The 17,721-nt window shown below is 40.0% G+C and carries 20 protein-coding genes; 8 read left to right on the forward strand and 12 right to left on the reverse strand.

Going from position 1 to position 17,721, the window contains the following annotated elements:
• The first annotated feature begins 86 nt into the window (after window positions 1-86).
• The gene (locus tag BLQ18_RS10690) at window positions 87-902 is read left to right on the forward strand and encodes a mechanosensitive ion channel family protein (protein WP_090295298.1); all 816 of its coding nucleotides are present in this window, start codon (window positions 87-89) and stop codon (window positions 900-902) included.
• 264 nt (window positions 903-1,166) lie between these two features.
• Here BLQ18_RS10690 and purB read toward each other — a convergent pair whose 3' ends face one another.
• Window positions 1,167-2,510: an adenylosuccinate lyase gene (gene purB, locus BLQ18_RS10695; RefSeq protein ID WP_090295300.1), complete on the reverse strand. Its 1,344-nt coding sequence runs from the start codon at window positions 2,508-2,510 to the stop codon at window positions 1,167-1,169.
• A gap of 46 nt (window positions 2,511-2,556) precedes the next feature.
• Window positions 2,557-3,129 carry a hypothetical protein gene (locus BLQ18_RS10700; protein WP_090295303.1) on the reverse strand — a complete coding sequence of 191 codons (573 nt, stop codon included), beginning with the start codon at window positions 3,127-3,129 and terminating at the stop codon, window positions 2,557-2,559.
• A gap of 34 nt (window positions 3,130-3,163) precedes the next feature.
• On the opposite strand from BLQ18_RS10700, the gene BLQ18_RS10705 reads away from it, so the two are divergent.
• Complete coding sequence (locus tag BLQ18_RS10705) at window positions 3,164-3,616, forward strand: heme-binding domain-containing protein (protein WP_090295305.1); 453 nt, start codon at window positions 3,164-3,166, stop codon at window positions 3,614-3,616.
• On the opposite strand, the gene BLQ18_RS10710 is transcribed toward BLQ18_RS10705, so the two are convergent.
• A complete protein-coding gene (locus tag BLQ18_RS10710; protein WP_175443749.1) occupies window positions 3,606-4,292 on the reverse strand; it encodes an SIR2 family NAD-dependent protein deacylase in 687 nt (228 codons plus the stop codon). The genes BLQ18_RS10705 and BLQ18_RS10710 overlap by 11 nt on opposite strands.
• A 130-nt stretch (window positions 4,293-4,422) precedes the next feature.
• On the opposite strand from BLQ18_RS10710, the gene BLQ18_RS10715 reads away from it, so the two are divergent.
• Complete coding sequence (locus tag BLQ18_RS10715) at window positions 4,423-5,091, forward strand: DsrE family protein (RefSeq protein WP_090295310.1); 669 nt, start codon at window positions 4,423-4,425, stop codon at window positions 5,089-5,091.
• An 8-nt stretch (window positions 5,092-5,099) separates the two neighbouring features.
• On the opposite strand, the gene BLQ18_RS10720 is transcribed toward BLQ18_RS10715, so the two are convergent.
• From BLQ18_RS10720 to BLQ18_RS10735, 4 genes are read right to left on the reverse strand one after another with little or no spacing between them, the layout of a single operon-like run.
• Window positions 5,100-5,579, reverse strand: coding sequence for a hypothetical protein (locus BLQ18_RS10720; protein WP_090295313.1), 480 nt, complete (start codon window positions 5,577-5,579; stop codon window positions 5,100-5,102).
• Window positions 5,566-5,829 carry a DUF6090 family protein gene (locus tag BLQ18_RS10725; protein WP_090295316.1) on the reverse strand — a complete coding sequence of 88 codons (264 nt, stop codon included), beginning with the start codon at window positions 5,827-5,829 and terminating at the stop codon, window positions 5,566-5,568. The genes BLQ18_RS10720 and BLQ18_RS10725 overlap by 14 nt, the downstream gene beginning before the upstream one ends.
• A complete protein-coding gene (locus BLQ18_RS10730; protein WP_090295319.1) occupies window positions 5,822-6,559 on the reverse strand; it encodes a DUF6090 family protein in 738 nt (245 codons plus the stop codon). Before BLQ18_RS10730 ends, BLQ18_RS10725 begins: the two co-directional genes overlap by 8 nt.
• 49 nt (window positions 6,560-6,608) lie before the next feature.
• On the reverse strand, window positions 6,609-7,616 hold the full coding sequence (locus BLQ18_RS10735; protein ID WP_090295321.1) for a glycoside hydrolase family 43 protein: 1,008 nt from the start codon (window positions 7,614-7,616) through the stop codon (window positions 6,609-6,611).
• Window positions 7,617-7,705: 89 nt separating this feature from the next.
• On the opposite strand from BLQ18_RS10735, the gene BLQ18_RS10740 reads away from it, so the two are divergent.
• Genes BLQ18_RS10740 through BLQ18_RS10750 form a run of 3 tightly spaced genes read left to right on the forward strand, consistent with a single transcriptional unit; the run spans window position 7,706 to window position 9,310 of the window.
• Window positions 7,706-8,359 carry a TrmH family RNA methyltransferase gene (locus tag BLQ18_RS10740; protein ID WP_090295323.1) on the forward strand — a complete coding sequence of 218 codons (654 nt, stop codon included), beginning with the start codon at window positions 7,706-7,708 and terminating at the stop codon, window positions 8,357-8,359.
• Between the two features lie 41 nt (window positions 8,360-8,400).
• Window positions 8,401-8,925 carry an SRPBCC family protein gene (locus tag BLQ18_RS10745; RefSeq protein ID WP_090295325.1) on the forward strand — a complete coding sequence of 175 codons (525 nt, stop codon included), beginning with the start codon at window positions 8,401-8,403 and terminating at the stop codon, window positions 8,923-8,925.
• 4 nt (window positions 8,926-8,929) lie between these two features.
• Window positions 8,930-9,310: a VOC family protein gene (locus tag BLQ18_RS10750; protein WP_090295328.1), complete on the forward strand. Its 381-nt coding sequence runs from the start codon at window positions 8,930-8,932 to the stop codon at window positions 9,308-9,310.
• A gap of 3 nt (window positions 9,311-9,313) precedes the next feature.
• Here the strand turns inward: BLQ18_RS10750 and BLQ18_RS10755 are convergent, their stop codons facing one another.
• The 4 genes from BLQ18_RS10755 to BLQ18_RS10770 all read right to left on the reverse strand — a co-directional run bounded on the left by BLQ18_RS10755 (window position 9,314) and on the right by BLQ18_RS10770 (window position 14,470).
• Entirely contained in the window at window positions 9,314-11,008 is a 1,695-nt protein-coding gene (locus BLQ18_RS10755; RefSeq protein ID WP_090295331.1) for an alpha-amylase family glycosyl hydrolase, read from the reverse strand.
• A gap of 97 nt (window positions 11,009-11,105) precedes the next feature.
• Window positions 11,106-11,885: a carboxypeptidase-like regulatory domain-containing protein gene (locus tag BLQ18_RS10760; protein ID WP_090295336.1), complete on the reverse strand. Its 780-nt coding sequence runs from the start codon at window positions 11,883-11,885 to the stop codon at window positions 11,106-11,108.
• Between the two features lie 75 nt (window positions 11,886-11,960).
• The gene (locus BLQ18_RS10765) at window positions 11,961-13,745 is read right to left on the reverse strand and encodes a DEAD/DEAH box helicase (RefSeq protein ID WP_090295340.1); all 1,785 of its coding nucleotides are present in this window, start codon (window positions 13,743-13,745) and stop codon (window positions 11,961-11,963) included.
• A gap of 143 nt (window positions 13,746-13,888) precedes the next feature.
• Window positions 13,889-14,470 carry a non-canonical purine NTP diphosphatase gene (locus BLQ18_RS10770; RefSeq protein WP_090295345.1) on the reverse strand — a complete coding sequence of 194 codons (582 nt, stop codon included), beginning with the start codon at window positions 14,468-14,470 and terminating at the stop codon, window positions 13,889-13,891.
• A gap of 59 nt (window positions 14,471-14,529) precedes the next feature.
• On the opposite strand from BLQ18_RS10770, the gene BLQ18_RS10775 reads away from it, so the two are divergent.
• On the forward strand, window positions 14,530-14,982 hold the full coding sequence (locus BLQ18_RS10775) for a methyltransferase family protein (RefSeq protein WP_090295350.1): 453 nt from the start codon (window positions 14,530-14,532) through the stop codon (window positions 14,980-14,982).
• 300 nt (window positions 14,983-15,282) lie between these two features.
• Window positions 15,283-17,175 carry a phosphoglycerate dehydrogenase gene (serA, locus tag BLQ18_RS10780; RefSeq protein WP_090295354.1) on the forward strand — a complete coding sequence of 631 codons (1,893 nt, stop codon included), beginning with the start codon at window positions 15,283-15,285 and terminating at the stop codon, window positions 17,173-17,175.
• 70 nt (window positions 17,176-17,245) lie between these two features.
• Here the strand turns inward: serA and rlmH are convergent, their stop codons facing one another.
• Entirely contained in the window at window positions 17,246-17,719 is a 474-nt protein-coding gene (rlmH, locus tag BLQ18_RS10785; RefSeq protein WP_090295359.1) for a 23S rRNA (pseudouridine(1915)-N(3))-methyltransferase RlmH, read from the reverse strand.
• Window positions 17,720-17,721 lie beyond the last annotated feature (2 nt).

Here is a 17,721-nt window from a genome sequence, read left to right on the forward strand (position 1 = left end):
TTTTTGTGCTTAAAAGTCAAGGGATTAGGTGACCTATTTTGTATCTTAGTGTCTCACTACAAGAACACTAACAAAACACTATCACCATGGAAAAAGCTGAAGAATGGATCACATATGGTCTAGATCTCATTAAAGAATTTGGTCCAAAACTCGTTACCGCCATTATTATCTACATCATTGGTATGTGGGTGATAAAAAGAGTTGTGAGAGGAACCAGGACAGTAATGTCCAAAAGTAAGTATGATGAATCTTTACAAAAATTCTTGCTCAACCTCTTCTCGTGGGCGTTAAAGATTTTCTTGGTCATTATCGTAATCTCCCGTTTAGGGGTTGATGTAACCACTTTTGCAGCCGTAATTGCAGCCGCTGGTTTGGCAGTAGGTCTGGCGCTACAAGGATCTTTGTCAAATTTTGCAGGCGGAGTGTTGCTCATGATTTTTAAACCCTATAAAATTGGAGATTTGATTGAGGCACAAGGCGTACTCGGGGTGGTAAAGGGCATTGAAATATTTACCACCAAATTGGTTACCCCGCAAAATAAGCTAGCTATAGTGCCCAATGGTGCTATGGCCAACGGAAATATCATCAACTATACCGCAGAAGGCAAAATGAGAGTCGATACGGTGATTGGAGTAGGATATGGTGAGGACATCAAAAAAACCAAGGAAGTACTACTAAAAGTGCTTACATCCAATCCTAAAGTGTTGGAAGATCCTGCACCATCGGTAAATGTGATGGAATTGGCCGATAGTTCGGTGAATTTTGCAGTGAGACCCTTTTGCAAGCCTGAAGATTACTGGGATGTTTATTTTAACACCTACGAAAATTGCAAATTGGCCCTAGATGCTGCAGGAATTGAGATTCCTTACCCACATCAGGTGGAAATACACAAGGATGCATAATTAATGTCATTCTGAGCGTAGCGAAGAATCTAATGAGATTTCTCACACGCACTATGTTCGGTTCGAAATGACCTAGAGTTGTCATTTCGATATGAGGAGCGGTGCGACGATTGAGGAATCCATTAGGTTTGAAATAACCCTATTATTGTCCCCTTGAGGGGGCTTTAGGGGTGTAATGTCATCGAGCTGTCATCCTGAGCGCAGTCGAAGGTGCAGTCGAGATGTTTTTAAATGGTTCTCGACTGCGCTCGAACTGACAAAAAATTAAACCCCAGTATAATTCGCTGGGGTAATTTGTTTCAATTCGGTTTTGATCGCATCCGAAACTTCCAAGGTCTCAATAAAATCGGCAATGGATTTTTGGTTGATTTTCTCGTTGGTACGGGTCAAACCTTTCAAAGCTTCGTAAGGGTTGGGATAACCCTCACGTCTCAAAATAGTTTGGATGGCCTCTGCAACCACAGCCCAGTTGTCTTCCAAATCCTGTTCAAACTTGGCTTGGTTCAAGACCAATTTGTTCAATCCTTTTAAAGTGGATTGGAACCCAACAATCGTGTGGGCAAATGGTACCCCAACATTACGTAAAACGGTACTGTCGGTAAGATCGCGTTGCAAACGGGAAATAGGCAATTTGGCAGACAAATGCTCAAAAATGGCATTGGCCAATCCTAAATTACCTTCAGAATTTTCAAAATCGATAGGGTTTACCTTGTGCGGCATGGCCGAAGAACCAACTTCCCCTTTTTTGATTTTCTGTTTGAAGTAATCCATGGAAATGTAGGTCCAAATATCCCTATCCAAATCAATCAAAATGGTGTTGATTCGCTTTAGGCAATCGAACAAAGCGGCCATATGGTCGTAATGCTCAATTTGAGTGGTCGGGAAAGAGTGGTGCAATCCTAATTTCTCTTGTACAAATTGTTGACCAAATGCTCTCCAATCGTTGTTTGGATATGCCACTTTATGGGCATTGTAGTTTCCAGTGGCCCCACCAAATTTAGCGGCACTTGGAATATCGTTCAATAAATTGAACTGCTCTTCAAAACGTACTACAAACACCTCAATTTCTTTGCCCAAACGGGTAGGAGAGGCAGGTTGTCCGTGCGTACGTGCCAACATTGGAATGTTTTCCCATTCTTTGGCCAATGTTTTCAGTTTTTCAAAAACCTCCAAATACGAGGGAACGTATACCTCGTTCATGGCTTCTTTAATGGAAAGTGGAATGGCGGTATTGTTGATATCTTGGGAAGTCAATCCGAAGTGGATAAACTCCTTGTATTTTTGAAGATGTAAGGCGTCAAACTTTTGTTTGATGAAATATTCCACGGCCTTAACGTCGTGGTTGGTGGTTTTTTCAATATCCTTGATGGCCTGAGCGTCTTCGGCTGAAAATTCCTGATAGATTTTCTGCAATTCAGGAAAAAGAGCCGTGTTGAAATCAGCCAATTGCGGCAATGGAATCTCGCAAAGGGCGATAAAGTATTCAATTTCTACTTGAACACGGTATTTGATCAAGGCCTCTTCCGAAAAGTAATCTTTTAGAGACTCGGTTTTGTTTCTATATCTACCGTCAATCGGCGAAATGGCATTAAGTGGTGTCAACGACATGGTCAAGAAAATTTTGAAAGGGTCAAAGATACTTAAAGTCTACAGTTTAGATGCCCAATTTGGCCAACTTATCCAGAGTTTTTTTCGCTCGGTTCTTGTAACCCGTAGTTCCCGAGCCGTAAGTATCTTCCAATATTTGTTTGAGTTCGGGATGCACCCAAGGGAATTTTAATCCCAAATAATAAAGACTTGTCATGGAAAATACCTTGGGAGCCATGTTCATTGGGCTAATCAGCCAGTCAAAACAGCAGGTTAATATTTTTTCCAATTGATCATCGCTGATGTTTTGCACAAATACAGGGTCTTTTTTCCTAAAATAGGCTTCACAGACCATTTCACAAACATGGGCTAATGGGCGAATACAGGATTCCGTTTTTAGTTGGGATAAACCATTGGCAAAGGTTTCAAAAAAAGGCAGGAGGTACTCCAGCTTTTTACGCATTAAATGGTCAAAAGTCCAAGCAGCGTTAAAAGTACCTTCTTTATCCTCCTTTAATACTTCTTCAAAAAGCAAAGGGGCCAAATCTGGCTCTTTTCCCAATTGGTCAACAAGTACATCAACCTGTGGTTTGGAAATTCTTCCAGATGATAGTGCAATATGCAACTCTTCTTTCGTCACAAAAAATTCAATATCTTTAATAAAATGCTGAGTGATGAAAATAGTAAAAATAATAGCGATTGTTTTATTGGCCGTGCTCGTGGGCATGCAATTTTACAGACCACCCAAGAATGTGGCCGAAGGAGATTATGTGGCAGCTTTTGAAGCAGAGACACAACCTCCAGCCGAGGTAAAGCAAATTTTAAAAACCGCTTGCTACGATTGTCATAGTGCAAATACCGAATATCCTTGGTACAATAATATTGCACCCATTTCGTATTGGTTGGCAGGGCATATTGATGATGGAAAACGGCATTTGGATTTTTCATCTTGGGACAGCTACGACTCCAAAAAGAAAGACCACAAGTTAGAGGAGGTTATCGATGAGGTGAAAGAGGGCAAAATGCCCCTAAACGAATATACCTGGACGCATGCTGAGGCCAAATTGACCCAAGAACAGATTCAGGCCTTGTTGAATTGGGCACAAGAAGTTAGGGCTAAATATTAAATAATTCCTCCACTAAGGTAGGCACCCCTTCAGCAGCAGTTTTTGAAATTATAGTCAAATTATCGAAATCCGATGCACGAATCGTAGGGCGTGGGTCGATAAAATAAATTGGTATTTGCCTTGGTGCATAATGAATTAGACTGGCTGCGGGATAAACTTGCATGGACGTGCCCACAATTATTAAAATGTCTGCCTGTTGAGTAATTTGGGCCGCAGTTTCCAATAGGGGTACCATTTCTCCAAACCACACAATATGCGGACGCAGTTGATGCCCATTTTCATCCAAATCGCCCAAAACAAGGTCTTTTTTCCATTCCAAAACGTGAGATTCGTTCATGGTACTTCGCACTTTAAAAAGTTCACCGTGTAAATGCACCACATGCGAACTCCCAGCTTGTTCATGAAGATTATCCACATTTTGGGTTACTATGCTCACATCAAAAGCCGTTTCCAATTGTGCCAAAGCGGTATGCCCTGCATTTGGGGAAACCTCTAATAATTGTCGTCTTCGTTGGTTGTAGAATTCCAAAACCAGTTCTGGATTGCGTGCAAATCCTTGAGGGGAGGCAACTTCCATCACATCATGTCCCTCCCAAAGTCCATTGGCATCCCTAAAGGTTTTTAGACCACTTTCGGCACTCATTCCCGCTCCTGTGAGTACAACTATTTTTTGCATTGGCATTTTGGTGTTTTTAATCTGAATTGCAATGTCTTATCAATGTATTTTTTATGTACATTCATCAAGATATTATATGTAACTGTAAGTATAGCTTATCGTATTCAAAATAACAACCAACCTCTTTAAAATGAAAAAACAAATACTCTTTTTCCTATTGGGATTAATGGCCATGGGTAGTTATTCCCAATCCAGCTCAAATGTTTCTGAAAATGATAGTATTGCCTTGGCTGAAGCCAAAGCGGATTCCATAAAAATGGAATTAGCTATTAAAAAAAGAATGGAAATGTTCGCCAAGGTGGCAGAGATTGCCATTTTTCCTGTAATTGAGGCTGGAACATTTTCGGGTGTTGTTCCCGTAGAAGACGTTACGGAAATTCCAAACCCAGATTTGGATTATAAATTGTTGTTCGAATTGGTGGAGTTTGATGATGAAGACCCTGGCAAAGTGGATGCTAGTTTGACTGAAGTGGCGCGCATCATCAATTTACATGTAGCTTCGGGTATTCCTGTGGAAAAGATCTTTCCTGTGCTTGTGGTTCATGCGGGGTCGCTGAATGCCTTTACCACCAATGCATTTTATAAGGAAAAATTCAAGATGGACAACCCCAATTTGAAACTTATTGGCGAATTGGAAGATTTGGGAGCCAAATTTATTTCGTGCGGACAGGCCATGTTTTTCTTTGAAGTGGATAAGGAGGCTCTTTTGCCCATGTTCAAGGTATCGTTAACAGCTCAAACGGTTTTGAGCTCCTATCAAATGCAGGGCTATGTAAAATATCGCATCAATACAAGATAAGCCGCTAATTACTGGTCTATTTCTTGTTCCGATAAGCGAATTATGCTTTGTAAATGCTGGTCTATATCCTCTTCTTCCATGGCTTGCAGTAGTTGATTGGTTGAGAATTGGATTTTAATGATAAAGTTTTGAAATCGGATTGAGTTGAATGTTTTGATATTTTTTTCTCCTGAAACAGCATTCATTCTCATTTGGGAGAAATCCATTTCATCTAGAATGAATTTTTCAAGCGACCTCAATTCGGTAACTACAATACTTTCCTCTTCCTGATAATCGGTAAAGACATCTTTCCAAGAAGTCAGCAAATGTTTCAGTGAATCATTTTGGATGACCTCTATGGAAGAAGAATACAATAAAGATTCTACCAATCCATTGGATGGATTGTACATGTAACTTTGAAAAATACCCTGAAAATATTTTACTATGGAATCTGCTTTTTGTTCTTCAGGTAGCGGAAAAAATGAAATAACCTTATTACAAGCTTCCAATTTGGTTTGATAGGTGTTTTTTACCTAAATCAAACAAATCCTTATTATTTCGAAATTCGGAGTTCAGTTGTTTTAAAATTAATTGCTCCCGTTGTCTATCCTTATTTTCTTGGCTCCAATTATTTAATTGGAGGGCAATAAGAATCCCAACAACCACCAAAATAATTTCACCTAGAGCATACAGCAAATATTTACTGAATTTATTTTCTGTAAACAATTGTTTACGAATATTTCGAAAAAATCTAATCATGGGGCAAATCTTCTGAAAGTTGAATAATGCGGTCCATAGTTTTAATAGCTCGGTTTAAATCCCCTGAATTTAAATTGTTGTAGAGGTCATTGTATCTATCCAAAATGTAGTTATCGAATTCCATGGATTTTAAAAAACTAAGGTCAATTCTTGGGTCTGCTAATAAACCCTCATATGTTGGACTGTATTTAAAATACTTCTTTTCAAAGGGTTTTAAATGGGTGTAGTAGTTGTTGCTGGCTCGTAGTTCTTCTTCTTGATAGTCGTACAAAACATCGTTCCAGCCCCAAAGTAATTGCCTGAGCTCGTCATTGGATATAATTTCGATGGATGAATTATTGAGGAGACTGTTCGTAATTCCAGTTGAGGGATTATAAGTATACGTCCAACTCATGTTGAATAAATGATAGGAAAATGAATCCATTTCAATTTCGTTCATTTGAATGGGGAGTCTGGATTTAAGGTAAATTGCAGACTGTAATCCGCTTTTGTGCAGATACACCACCGAATCCAATAAAATTTTATTGGCTCTAAACTCTTGGTGAAGATCGTTAAGGATGAATTTTTCCTTTTGTTTTTGTTTTCGCCCATCGTTCCAATTGTTAATCTGTAGGGCAATTAGAATTCCTATAACTACAAGGACTATTTCTCCAAAGGCATAAAGCAAATATTTGGAGAATTTATTTTCAGAAAGTAATCGTTGACGAATTTTTCTAAAGAGGGTTATCACTAGAGGTTGGTTTCTCTAAAGATATGATATTTATGGAATTACATGCTTTTTAATTTGCCCCAACCCCCTCAAAAGTCATGATTACAGGTTTAATGGTTCCATCTGGATTAAACTCCATTTTATCCATACAGGTAACGCGGTGGTCTCTGTCCTTGTTGGGAATAGGTCGTCTATGGTACACAATGATCCATTCATCGGTGCCAGGTTTGTTGATTACGGAATGGTGTCCCGCCCCAGTGGCGATATCCCCTTCTTTGGATTCCAAAATAGTGCCAATGCGTTTGTAGGGACCAGTGGGTTTATCGGACATGGAGTAAGCGACCTTGTAGCTGCCATCCGTCCAATTGCCTTCCGACCACATAAAGTAATAAATGCCATTACGTAAAAACATAAAGGGACCTTCCACATATCCTTCAGGGGAAATTTCCTTAAAAAGGTTGCCATCTTCCCAAGGCTCAAAGCCAGTAAAATCGGCATTGAGCTTTCCTAAATTACAATGGCTCCAACCCCCATAGAAAAAGTAATAGGTGCCATCCACATCCTTAAATGCAAATTGATCTATAGGTTGTGCATTGTTGTAAAAATCCGAAATCAAAGGTTTGCCTAAATGATCTTTAAAAGGACCACCTGGATGATCAGCTACTGCAACCCCAATCCCACCATAATGATTGATATCGTTGTTCGGGTCGTACGAACTCCTTCCAGGACGCTGAATATCGTTGGCGCCGAAGAAAAGGTAGTATTTATTATCCTTTTCAATGATGGAGGGCGCCCAAAGCGCTTGTCGTAACCATTTGATCTGGGTGGTATCTAAAATGCGCTCGTGTTTTTCCCAATTCACCAAGTCTTTGGATGAAAATGCATCAAAATGCAATTGTTTGTCGTAATCATCCGAAAAGGTAGGGTACACCCAATACGTATCTCCAAAAACGGCACCTTCAGGATCGGCATACCAACCCTCAAAAATGGGATTGTTTTGTTTTTTATTCGATTCTTGTGCAAATAAACAGAAGCAGAAAAGGGAGCAAAGGGAAGAGAAAATAAATTTAATGTTCATTTTGGTTTAGGTTGATTGTGATGATGGATGGTTTTTAATGTCATCCATGGCACCTAAGATAACAATTCCAATTTTCCTATATTGGTTTTATGTTTGACCATGATTTGTTGACATATTTAGAGGGTTATCTCACCGAGGAACGGAAACAACGATTTTTGGAGGTGTTGCAAACCCGCACCAAGCATATTACGGTTGCAATTGAAGATGTGTATCAATTGCATAACACCAGTGCCATAATCCGAAGTTGTGATGTTTTTGGGGTGCAGGAAGTACATGTGATTGAAGACCGTTTTGGAAAACGATTGGACAAGAATATTGCGGTTGGGGCAGAACAATGGGTAGACGTGACCCGCCACCAAAACACTTCGGATTGCATTTCAACCTTAAAAGATAAGGGATACCAAATTATCGCCACTACACCGCACAATGATTCTACCTTGCTTCCTGATTTTTTTCCTTCTTCCAAATCGGCATTATTTTTTGGAACTGAGAGAAAAGGTTTGTCGAACGAGATTATGCAACAAGCTGATGGATTCTTGAAAATTCCGATGGTCGGCTTCTCTGAAAGTTTGAATGTCTCCGTTTCTGCAGCGATTATTATCCAAGAAGTGGCGCAAAAAGTCCGTGATTCTCAATTGGATTGGCATTTATCTGAAAGTGAGGTGCTTGAAAAGCGATTGGATTGGACCAAAAAATCCATTAAAGATGTAGAAGGAATTATTGCCAGATACTTGATGGATTGATATTTTTTGTATTTTCAATTGTTAATCAATCAATTACAGTTATGCTAATACTTTATATTGTGTTGGGCATTATCTTGCTCATTGCCGTTCTGGCTGCGATTGCACCGAAAACCTATAACGTTTCACGATCCATTGAAATCTCAAAACCCAAAGCGGAGGTGTTCAATTATCTTAAATTTTTAAAGAATCAGGATGAATGGTCGCCCTGGGGCAAACGTGACGCCAATATGGAGAAAAAGTTTACGGGAATAGATGGTGAAGTTGGAGCGATCAGCTATTGGAACGGAAATAAAGAAGTAGGGGAAGGAGAGCAGGAACTTATCAAAATAGTGGAAGGTGAACGGATTGACTCTGTGCTTCGGTTTTTAAAACCATGGAAATCCACTTCCGATGCTTATATGATCACCGAAGAAATTAACGATAAGAACACAAGAGTGATTTGGGGTTTTTCGGGAAACAATCAATTTCCAATGAGTATTATGATGTTGTTTATGAACATGGATAAAATGATCGGGAAGGATTTTGAAGAAGGATTGGCCAGTTTAAAAGAAATCATGGAAAAATAATTATATGGAAAGCAATATGGTAGGCTGGTTCGAAATTCCCGTAACCGATATGGCAAGGGCCAAAGCATTTTACGAAGCAGTATTTGAAATTGATGTCCAAATTCACGATTTGGGTGGTACCAAAATGGGATGGTTTCCATGGTCAGAAGGAAAGCCAGGCTCTCTTGGGGGGCTCATTGAAAACAAATCCCATTACACCCCGAGTGATTCAGCAGGGGTATTGATTTATTTTTCGAGCCCAGATGTGAGTAACGAATTAAGTCGTATTGAAGGTGCGGGTGGTAAAATCATCCAGCCCAAGACGCAAATCAGTCCAGATATTGGTTATATGGCTTTGTTTTTAGATACGGAAGGTAATCGACTTGCCCTGCATTCTAGAGCGTAAACTTTATTCCACCAATTCGAGTAGGGCAATGTCAAAGTCGTTTTCCAAAATCACTTTTCCATTTGCAACAACTACTTCGGTATTGGAATAGGTGTCGCGAAGGGTAGTACCATCACCAAAGAATCCTTTTACCCAAAGTGACTTTTTACCTTTAGGTAAATCCAATCCTACTACAACTTTGTCTTTGTATTCGCCATTGGTATAAGTTCTAGAGAACACATAGGGCGATTTGGCCAATCTTTTGTGTTTTCCAGCTCCAACTGCTGGGTGGTTTCTTCTAAATTGTCCCAGTTTTTGCCAGTGTTCGTGAATGTTTTGAATCTCTTGAATGCTATCCAAATCCTCCCAATTCATCAGGGAACGTAGGTTGGCATCGCCAGTAGCTCCTTCGACCACTAAAGGTCTGGAAGTTTCATCACCATAATACACTTGGGAAGCCCCTGGAGTAAGTAAAAGCACATTGGCGGCACGATAAGGTTTTTTACGCTCTTTATCGTACGGACTTCCATCATCATGTGAAGTAAGATAGTTCAGTACGCTTTTGCCTTGCAATTTGGTGTTCAGGATTTTACTGTACTTCTTGAAAATAGTCTCGTAGTCATTGTCGGCCTCCCATTTCAATTCAAAATTGATAAGGCTTTTAAATCCATGGTCGAAGAAATCAACTTTTCTGTCACCAAAATCAAAATCCCTTCCAGATGAAATACCATAATTGTATACTTCGCCAACCATATAAAAAGGGTTGTCATCCAAAATTTGATTTTGGTGTTTTTTCTTCCACATTTCAAAAGCATAGCTTGCCTCGGTGTGAAGATCATCCCAAGCATCTTCATTTACGTGTTTTACGGTATCCACTCGGAAACCATCAACCCCTAAATCATTGATGTAATCCGTCAACCATTTAATAATGTAGTAGCGAGGTGCTCTTGGGTATCCTGTTCGTTCAAAAAACAGCTGTAATTCATCCAATTCTTTGCTCAAACGCCCTTCATCCTTCCATTTGGCCAAAAGCGCATCAGGAAGCTCCACAGGTTCATCACTTTCGGTTAGTATGTCTGGAAGATTTTTTACCAGAGTACATTCAGTGGTGTTTTCGTAGGTGGTAAACTCGCAACTTGGACCTGTTCTTACCCAATCATCGGGCCAAACAGGGTCTTTTTCGGTAACTGGACCTGTATGGTTAAGTACCACATCCAACAAAATACGAATGCCTTTGCCATGCGCTATTTTTACTAACTTTTCCAAGTCTTTTTTAGTGCCGAAATTAGGGTCTATGGCGGTCCAATCTTTGGCCCAATACCCATGATAACCATAAGTTTTTCCTGTTCCTTCGTCCGTTGCACCATGAATTTGCTCCACAACTGGTGTGAACCAAATGGCATTGATACCCAAATTGGTAAAATACCCCTCTTCAAGTTTTTGGATGATTCCTTGAATGTCACCACCTTCAAATCCCCTTAAAACCGCAGTAGTATCTGTTCTACCAAAATTGACATCGTTCTCGGGATTTCCATTATTGAAACGATCCGTGAGCAAGAAATAAATATTGGCACCTTCCCAAACAAATGGCACCTCTTTTTTGGGAGCTTCTACTTGAACTACCTCTTTGGATTCTGGTTGCTGTTCTGCTTGTTTTTTAACCTTTTTACAGCCAGCTAGAGAAGAAAAAATGGCCATGATTACAAGTAGTTTTTTCATGCATTGGGATTTTGTCTAAAGCTATAAAATGAATATGGAATTCGAAAATTTATTTATAGCCGAAACATAGGCTCCAAAGCCTGAAGATAAAGTGTTTTTATTGCTTTCTGTTCAAAACTCGATATTCTTCATAGCAGCTGGAAATAGCATCCAAAATCTGAAGATCGTTAGCAGTTTGAATAAATGACTTGGAATAATTGCAGTTGTTGAGAATATCCTCAATGTCCACTTTTTCCAATTGTAATAATTCGGTCAAGGTTTCCCTGTCGAATTTAGAGGCCAGTAAGTCTCGGATGTTGTCATCCTCCTTAATCTGACGTAATTTACGCATTTGTCGCGGTTTTTTTCCAAAGAGGTTCCGAAGCAAATCTGCTGGATTCAAGATGGCACCCAATACTTTGGTTACAGCACTTGGGCTCTTGCTGCCCGCTTCATAACTAGTGGGAAGCCCCGAGATACTGTATTGTCGCGCATCGTTTATGGGAAGGTTCTTTACATCTATCTCTAAATAACCTGTAAGCTGATAAGGGCGAACAATCACCTCTTCCAAAGCATAGGCCAATTCCGTTAACGCAATTTTGGTATCGCCGAATCGGAACATATCGTTGGTCACACGAACTTTTTGGGTCTTAAAGCCTAAATAGGAAAAATACAGCGTATCATTCACCATAGCAGGAATGGTAAACTTACCGTCTTGGTTGGTAATGGTACCTTTAACCAAGTTCAAATTGACCACGTGAACACTTTCCAATGGGAAATCGGATTGCGCATTGATCACGGTAGCAGTAAGTTCCCTAACCTCCTGATTTTCTTCCTCGGTTTGGGCAAAACCAAAGAACGACACGGAGCATATTAGTATAAGTAGATATTTTCTCATGCAATCTAAGTAGCTATAAAAGTACTAAACAAAGAAAAATAAATAGGAGCCCCGTGGCATTTAATATAGAATTAACTAATAGAAGCCCGATCTTTTTTTGCCTCCTTTTTTACCGTAACCTCCTTTGTTTCCACCTCGGCCGCCACCTTTGTTACCACCTTTATAAGAACTGTTTCCGCCTCTTCGGCCTCCGCCTTTTCTTCCACTTCGCTTCTTGCCGCCTTTTCCGCCGCCACCGCCGCCAGGTTTGGTAGAAATTTCAACGTTGATAAAGCGACCTTCCAATTTAAATTCGGTAAAGGTTTGAAGGATAAATTCTGCTAAATGAGCATCGGAGTTAAAGAAAGAGAAACTGTCCTTGGTGTCGACATTAAAAATGTCTTCTTTTTCAACATTCAAGGTATCTCTCAAGAAATCTTTAAGTGACATCCAATCGTAGCCATCGCGTTCTCCTACATTGATAAAGTAACGCACGGAACCTTCGGATGGAATATCTTCCTTGGAACCTTTTCCTTCTCCTTTGTCTTTTCCGCCTTCTGAGCTGTTAAGATCTTTGGTTTTGCTATAGTAATTGTAGAATTGGGTAAATTCTACAGAGAATATCTTTTTGATCAACTCCTCACGGTCAATGCCATCCAACACATCATTGATGGCAGGCAGGTAGCTGTCAATTTCTTGGTTGACCTTGGTATCTTTGATTTTGTTGGCCAAGTGGTACAACTGAATCTCACAGATTTCCATACCATCAGGAATATTTTTCTTGATGAATTCCTGCTTGATTTTATTTTCGATGGCTTTGATCTTGCGTGTTTCTGAACGGGTAACAATCACCATGGAGATTCCAGATTTACCAGCTCTGCCTGTACGCCCACTACGGTGCGTGTAGGTTTCAATCTCGTCCGGCAATTGATAGTTGATCACGTGGGTAACATCATCCACATCAATACCACGGGCAGCAACATCGGTAGCCACCAACATCTGCACTTGCTTTTTACGGAAAGAGTTCATTACCAAATCCCTTTGGTTCTGACTCAAATCTCCATGAAGTGCTCCAGCGTTGTAGCCATCTTCAATCAATTTTTCAGCTACACGTTGGGTATCGCGCTTGGTTCTACAGAACACTACGGAGAAAATACCTGGGTTGGCATCTGCCAAACGTTTTAGAGCCGCATAACGGTCACGTCCACCTACCACATAGTATTCATGTTGCACCGTTGAAGCGCCTGCATTTACAGTTCCAACTGTGATTTCAACAGGCTTGTGCATGAATTTTTTGGCGATGGTTGCCACTTCTTTGGGCATGGTGGCCGAAAACAACCACGTAAATTTTTCTTGTGGCGTGTTGGACAAAATATCCTTGATATCCTCATAGAAGCCCATGTTCAACATCTCATCGGCTTCATCCAATACGCAATAGTCAATTTTGGAGATGTCGACCATATTTCGGCCGATCATATCCTTCATACGACCAGGAGTGGCCACAACGATCTGTGCACCTCTTTTAATTTGTCTGGCCTGTTCTGTAATGCTTGCTCCACCATAAATGGCAACAACATTAAGTCCTTTTACGTATTTGGAATAGAGTTTTAACTCATTGGTGATCTGTAAACAAAGCTCACGAGTAGGAGAAAGGATCAATCCTTGGGTAGTTCTGCTTTCCGATTGAATCTTTTGAATCATCGGAAAACCAAAAGCAGCAGTTTTACCTGTTCCTGTTTGTGCCAAGGCCACCAAATCGGTTTCTTGGTCCAATAAAATTGGGATTGATTTTTCTTGTACTTCTGAGGGGGATTCAAATCCAAGGTCGGAAATAGCATCCAATAGGGGTTTGTCTAACCCCAAGGCTTCAAATTTTGTCATAGCGGTGTATACCTTTAATCGCAAATATGTTTGTGTTGCATAGAGCGATTTTTGTATATCCCGTTTAAGCCCATCGCAACACCTTGCCCATACCGGCGGCGTTAATAAAGCGGCAAAGGTACATTAAATTTAATCAGTGCAACTTAGGTGGTGCTTTTTTTTAAGAAATCGACCAATTTTTGAATCGCTCTACCTCGGTGACTGATAGCGTTTTTGGTCTCAGCAGGCAGTTCGCCAAAGGTGTTGTTGTACCCGTTAGGTTTAAAAATAGGGTCGTACCCAAAACCACCAGCGCCATGCAGTTCTTCGGTGATAATGCCCTCAACAATACCATCAAAAGCAAAGCTTTCACCATTTAGGTTAAGGTGTACTACGGTTTTAAAATGCGCATTTCGATTATTTTTACCCTCCAGTTCTTGCAACAACTTTTGCATGTTGTCTTTAGCATTTTTTTGTTCCCCAGCATATCGTGCAGAATATACTCCTGGAGCTCCATTTAAAGCATCCACTAACAAACCCGTGTCGTCCGAAAAACAGTTTAAACCATAGGTTTGGGTCACATAATCTGCCTTTATTTTCGCATTTTCCTGCAAATTTTCGCCTGTTTCAGGGATTTCATCAAAGCATTCTATGTCTTTTAAGGACAAAAGTTGAATGGATGCTGGAAGCAATTGTTGCACCTCCTTTAGTTTATGGTCGTTATGTGTGGCAAATACAAGTTTCAAATCAAAAAGGGTTCAAATTGAGGTTCAAAAGTAGTAATTTCGGGCATTAACCTTATTGTATGAAAACAAAAGTGCCGCCAGTTGTGGTGATGTTGGTTTTTGCCGTATTGATGTATGCTTTAGATGCTTTTTTGCCTGTTGGTGAGTTTAATTTTTTTGGTAGAAACACCCTTTCTTGGATTTTATTGGGATTGGCTGCAATCGTGGGAGTGCTATCGGTTGCCCAATTTCTTTTTAAAAAGACCACTGTTGATCCATTAATGCCTGAAAAAGCCAATCATTTGGTGACCAATGGCATTTATAATTTTAGTAGAAATCCCATGTATCTGGCCCTGCTTCTAATTTTGTTAGCCTTTGGATTACGATTGGGGAATGCTTTTAATACGTTGTTAGCCGCAGGTTTTGTGTATTGGATGAACCATTTTCAGATTATACCCGAAGAAGAGGCATTGAAGCAAAAGTTTGGCCAGGAGTATAATATTTATTGTAAACTAACGCGGAGGTGGTTTTGATGGTTTGGTTAAGGGTTTAGGGGGAAAGGTTGAACTTTTATTAGTATTAGTGAAAATTTGCGCAATTCGTGTCAATATTATTTGGACATAAGCCTATTCCATTGAACTTTAACTTGAGTTTGAGTTTGAACTTGTTATTTTACTTCCTCCTAAATTGCAAAAAGCATCCTTTTAGGTGCCATTTGAAACAAATCGTAATAGATTTTTGATTTATCCACAAATGTGTAAGGTTTTTAATAAGTTCCGATTATAAGGATGGAATTTATGTTTAATTTTACCCCTTAATTTTTTACGCGGATCATGGTGGCAACAGGACGTAAATATGTTTTCGATTTTGATAGCACCCTAACTAGGGTTGAGGCATTGGATGTGCTAGCGGAAATGACGCTACAGGACAATCCGAAAAGGGAAGAGATTGTGGCCGAAATCCAGAAAATCACCAATTTGGGGATTGATGGGGATATTTCTTTCACCGAATCATTGGAGCGAAGAATCCGTTTGTTGAGTGCAAACAAGGAAGATTTGCAAGATTTGGTGGTGGAATTGCGCCAAAAGATTTCAAAATCCATAGCCACAAATAAAGAATTCTTCCATAAGTATTCAGAGGATATCTATGTGATTTCCTGCGGATTCAAAGAATTTATTGATCCTATTGTTGAAGAATATAATATTCCCTCCGACCGCGTATATGCCAATACCTTTAAGTTTGATGCTGACGGTAACATCATTGGCTTTGACGAGAAAAATGTGTTGGCGGCCCACAACGGAAAAATAGAATGCTTAAAAAACTTGGATTTGGAAGGCGAAGTTCAAGTGATTGGCGACGGCTATAGCGATTATGTAATGCGTGAGGCTGGAATTGCCCATAAATTTTTCGCCTACACTGAAAATGTGCACCGTGACAAAGCAGCTAAAAATGCTGACCACGTAGCACCTAACCTAGATGAATTTTTATTTGTGAACGATTTGCCAAGAAACCTATCATACCCTAAGAACAGAATTAAAATATTATTACTGGAAAATGTGCACACCGCTGCTTTCGAAAATCTATCGGAAGAAGGTTTTTCAGTGGAATTGATCAAGACCAGTCTTTCCGAAGACGAACTTATAGAACGCATCAAAGGCGTTCACGTACTCGGAATCCGTTCCAAGACCCAAGTGACCCAAAAGGTATTGGATGCTGCAGATAAATTATTGGTGGTAGGTGCATTTTGTATCGGAACCACCCAAATCGATTTGGAATACAGCAAAAAGAAAGGGGTAGTGGTTTTCAATGCACCTTACAGTAACACCCGTTCAGTAGTGGAACTTGCCGTTGGACACATCATCATGTTGATGAGAAGTATTTTTCCACGTAGCATGGAGATTCACAATGGTGAATGGAATAAAACTGCAGCTGGTTCCCAAGAAGTTCGCGGTAAAAACTTGGGTATTGTTGGTTATGGAAACATAGGAAAACAAATGTCCGTTTTGGCCGAGGCCATGGGGATGAAAGTTTATTATTATGATGTGGATGACCAATTGGCTATTGGAAATGCGATTAAATGCAATACTTTGGAAGATTTGTTGTCTGTTGCTGATGTGGTTACGCTTCACGTAGATGACAATAAGGCCAATAAGAACTTTATCGGTGAGCGTGAAATCAACCAGATGAAAACTGGCGCCAAGCTTATCAATCTTTCACGTGGTTTTGTGGTAGATATTGATGCTTTGGCAGCAGCCCTAAAAAGCGGGAAATTGGGTGGTGCCGCTGTGGATGTCTTCCCAGTGGAGCCAAGAAGCAATGGCGAGTTTGAAACTCCGTTGCAAGGCTTATCAAATGTGATTCTTACCCCTCACATTGGTGGAAGTACCGAAGAAGCACAGCGCGACATCGCGGATTTTGTTCCGAATAAAATCATGGATTACATCAATAACGGAAATACCGTTGATGCCGTTAACTTCCCTAATATTCGTTTGCCAAAACAGAACAAGGCACACCGATTCTTGCACATCCATAAAAATGTACCTGGCATCATGGCCAAAATCAATGAGGTATTGGCAAAATATGGTTTGAACATTACGGGACAGTTCTTGTCTACGGATAGCGAAGTAGGTTATGTGATCACCGATTTGGATAAAGAATACAACAAAGATGTAATCAAAGCCCTTAAGAAAATCGAGAACACCATTAAGTTTAGGGTACTTTACTAGAAGAACGGATGCCTTGGAGCCAAGATTGTCTTGGTTCTAATGTCTAAATGCGCAGCGGTCTAGTATCTAATTACTGATGATGATAAGGCTCGTTTCGTAATATGGTAAAGCCTCTATAAATCTGTTCTACAATGAACAACCGAATCATTTGGTGGGAAAAGGTCATTTTGGATAGACTGATCTTGCCTGAGCTTTTGGCATAAATTGCATCGCTAAAACCATAGGGTCCTCCAATTACAAGAACCAAGTTTTTAATGCCACTGTTCATTTGTTTTTGAAGGAACTGCGCAAAATCCATTGAAGTGTACTGTTTTCCTTTTTCATCCAACAAGATCAAGGTATCCGTGGGTTGTAGCTGGGCTAAAATCAATTCACCCTCCTTTTCTTTTTGTTGGGCTTCGGAAAGATTTTTTCTGTTTTTTATATCAGGAATAATTTCCATTTGAAACTTCACATAATGCTTCAACCGCTTTTCATAAACGGATATAAGTTCTTCAAGTTCAGACTTATCGGTTTTTCCAATGGCGAGTAAGGTAATCTGCATGT

The organism is Flagellimonas zhangzhouensis (assembly GCF_900102925.1).
In the GTDB taxonomy this organism is placed as follows: Bacteria; Bacteroidota; Bacteroidia; order Flavobacteriales; family Flavobacteriaceae; genus Flagellimonas; species Flagellimonas zhangzhouensis.

Bases quoted from the DNA above. Each gene is read 5' to 3' on its own strand.
- BLQ18_RS10690 (WP_090295298.1), top strand. From the start codon at position 87: ATGGAAAAAGCTGAAGAATGGATCACATATGGTCTAGATCTCATTAAA.
- purB (WP_090295300.1), bottom strand. From the start codon at position 2,510: ATGTCGTTGACACCACTTAATGCCATTTCGCCGATTGACGGTAGATAT.
- BLQ18_RS10705 (WP_090295305.1), top strand. From the start codon at position 3,164: ATGAAAATAGTAAAAATAATAGCGATTGTTTTATTGGCCGTGCTCGTG.
- BLQ18_RS10710 (WP_175443749.1), bottom strand. From the start codon at position 4,292: ATGCAAAAAATAGTTGTACTCACAGGAGCGGGAATGAGTGCCGAAAGT.
- BLQ18_RS10715 (WP_090295310.1), top strand. From the start codon at position 4,423: ATGAAAAAACAAATACTCTTTTTCCTATTGGGATTAATGGCCATGGGT.
- BLQ18_RS10725 (WP_090295316.1), bottom strand. From the start codon at position 5,829: ATGATTAGATTTTTTCGAAATATTCGTAAACAATTGTTTACAGAAAAT.
- BLQ18_RS10735 (WP_090295321.1), bottom strand. From the start codon at position 7,616: ATGAACATTAAATTTATTTTCTCTTCCCTTTGCTCCCTTTTCTGCTTC.
- BLQ18_RS10740 (WP_090295323.1), top strand. From the start codon at position 7,706: ATGTTTGACCATGATTTGTTGACATATTTAGAGGGTTATCTCACCGAG.
- BLQ18_RS10745 (WP_090295325.1), top strand. From the start codon at position 8,401: ATGCTAATACTTTATATTGTGTTGGGCATTATCTTGCTCATTGCCGTT.
- BLQ18_RS10750 (WP_090295328.1), top strand. From the start codon at position 8,930: ATGGAAAGCAATATGGTAGGCTGGTTCGAAATTCCCGTAACCGATATG.
- BLQ18_RS10755 (WP_090295331.1), bottom strand. From the start codon at position 11,008: ATGAAAAAACTACTTGTAATCATGGCCATTTTTTCTTCTCTAGCTGGC.
- BLQ18_RS10760 (WP_090295336.1), bottom strand. From the start codon at position 11,885: ATGAGAAAATATCTACTTATACTAATATGCTCCGTGTCGTTCTTTGGT.
- BLQ18_RS10765 (WP_090295340.1), bottom strand. From the start codon at position 13,745: ATGACAAAATTTGAAGCCTTGGGGTTAGACAAACCCCTATTGGATGCT.
- BLQ18_RS10775 (WP_090295350.1), top strand. From the start codon at position 14,530: ATGAAAACAAAAGTGCCGCCAGTTGTGGTGATGTTGGTTTTTGCCGTA.
- serA (WP_090295354.1), top strand. From the start codon at position 15,283: ATGGTGGCAACAGGACGTAAATATGTTTTCGATTTTGATAGCACCCTA.
- rlmH (WP_090295359.1), bottom strand. From the start codon at position 17,719: ATGCAGATTACCTTACTCGCCATTGGAAAAACCGATAAGTCTGAACTT.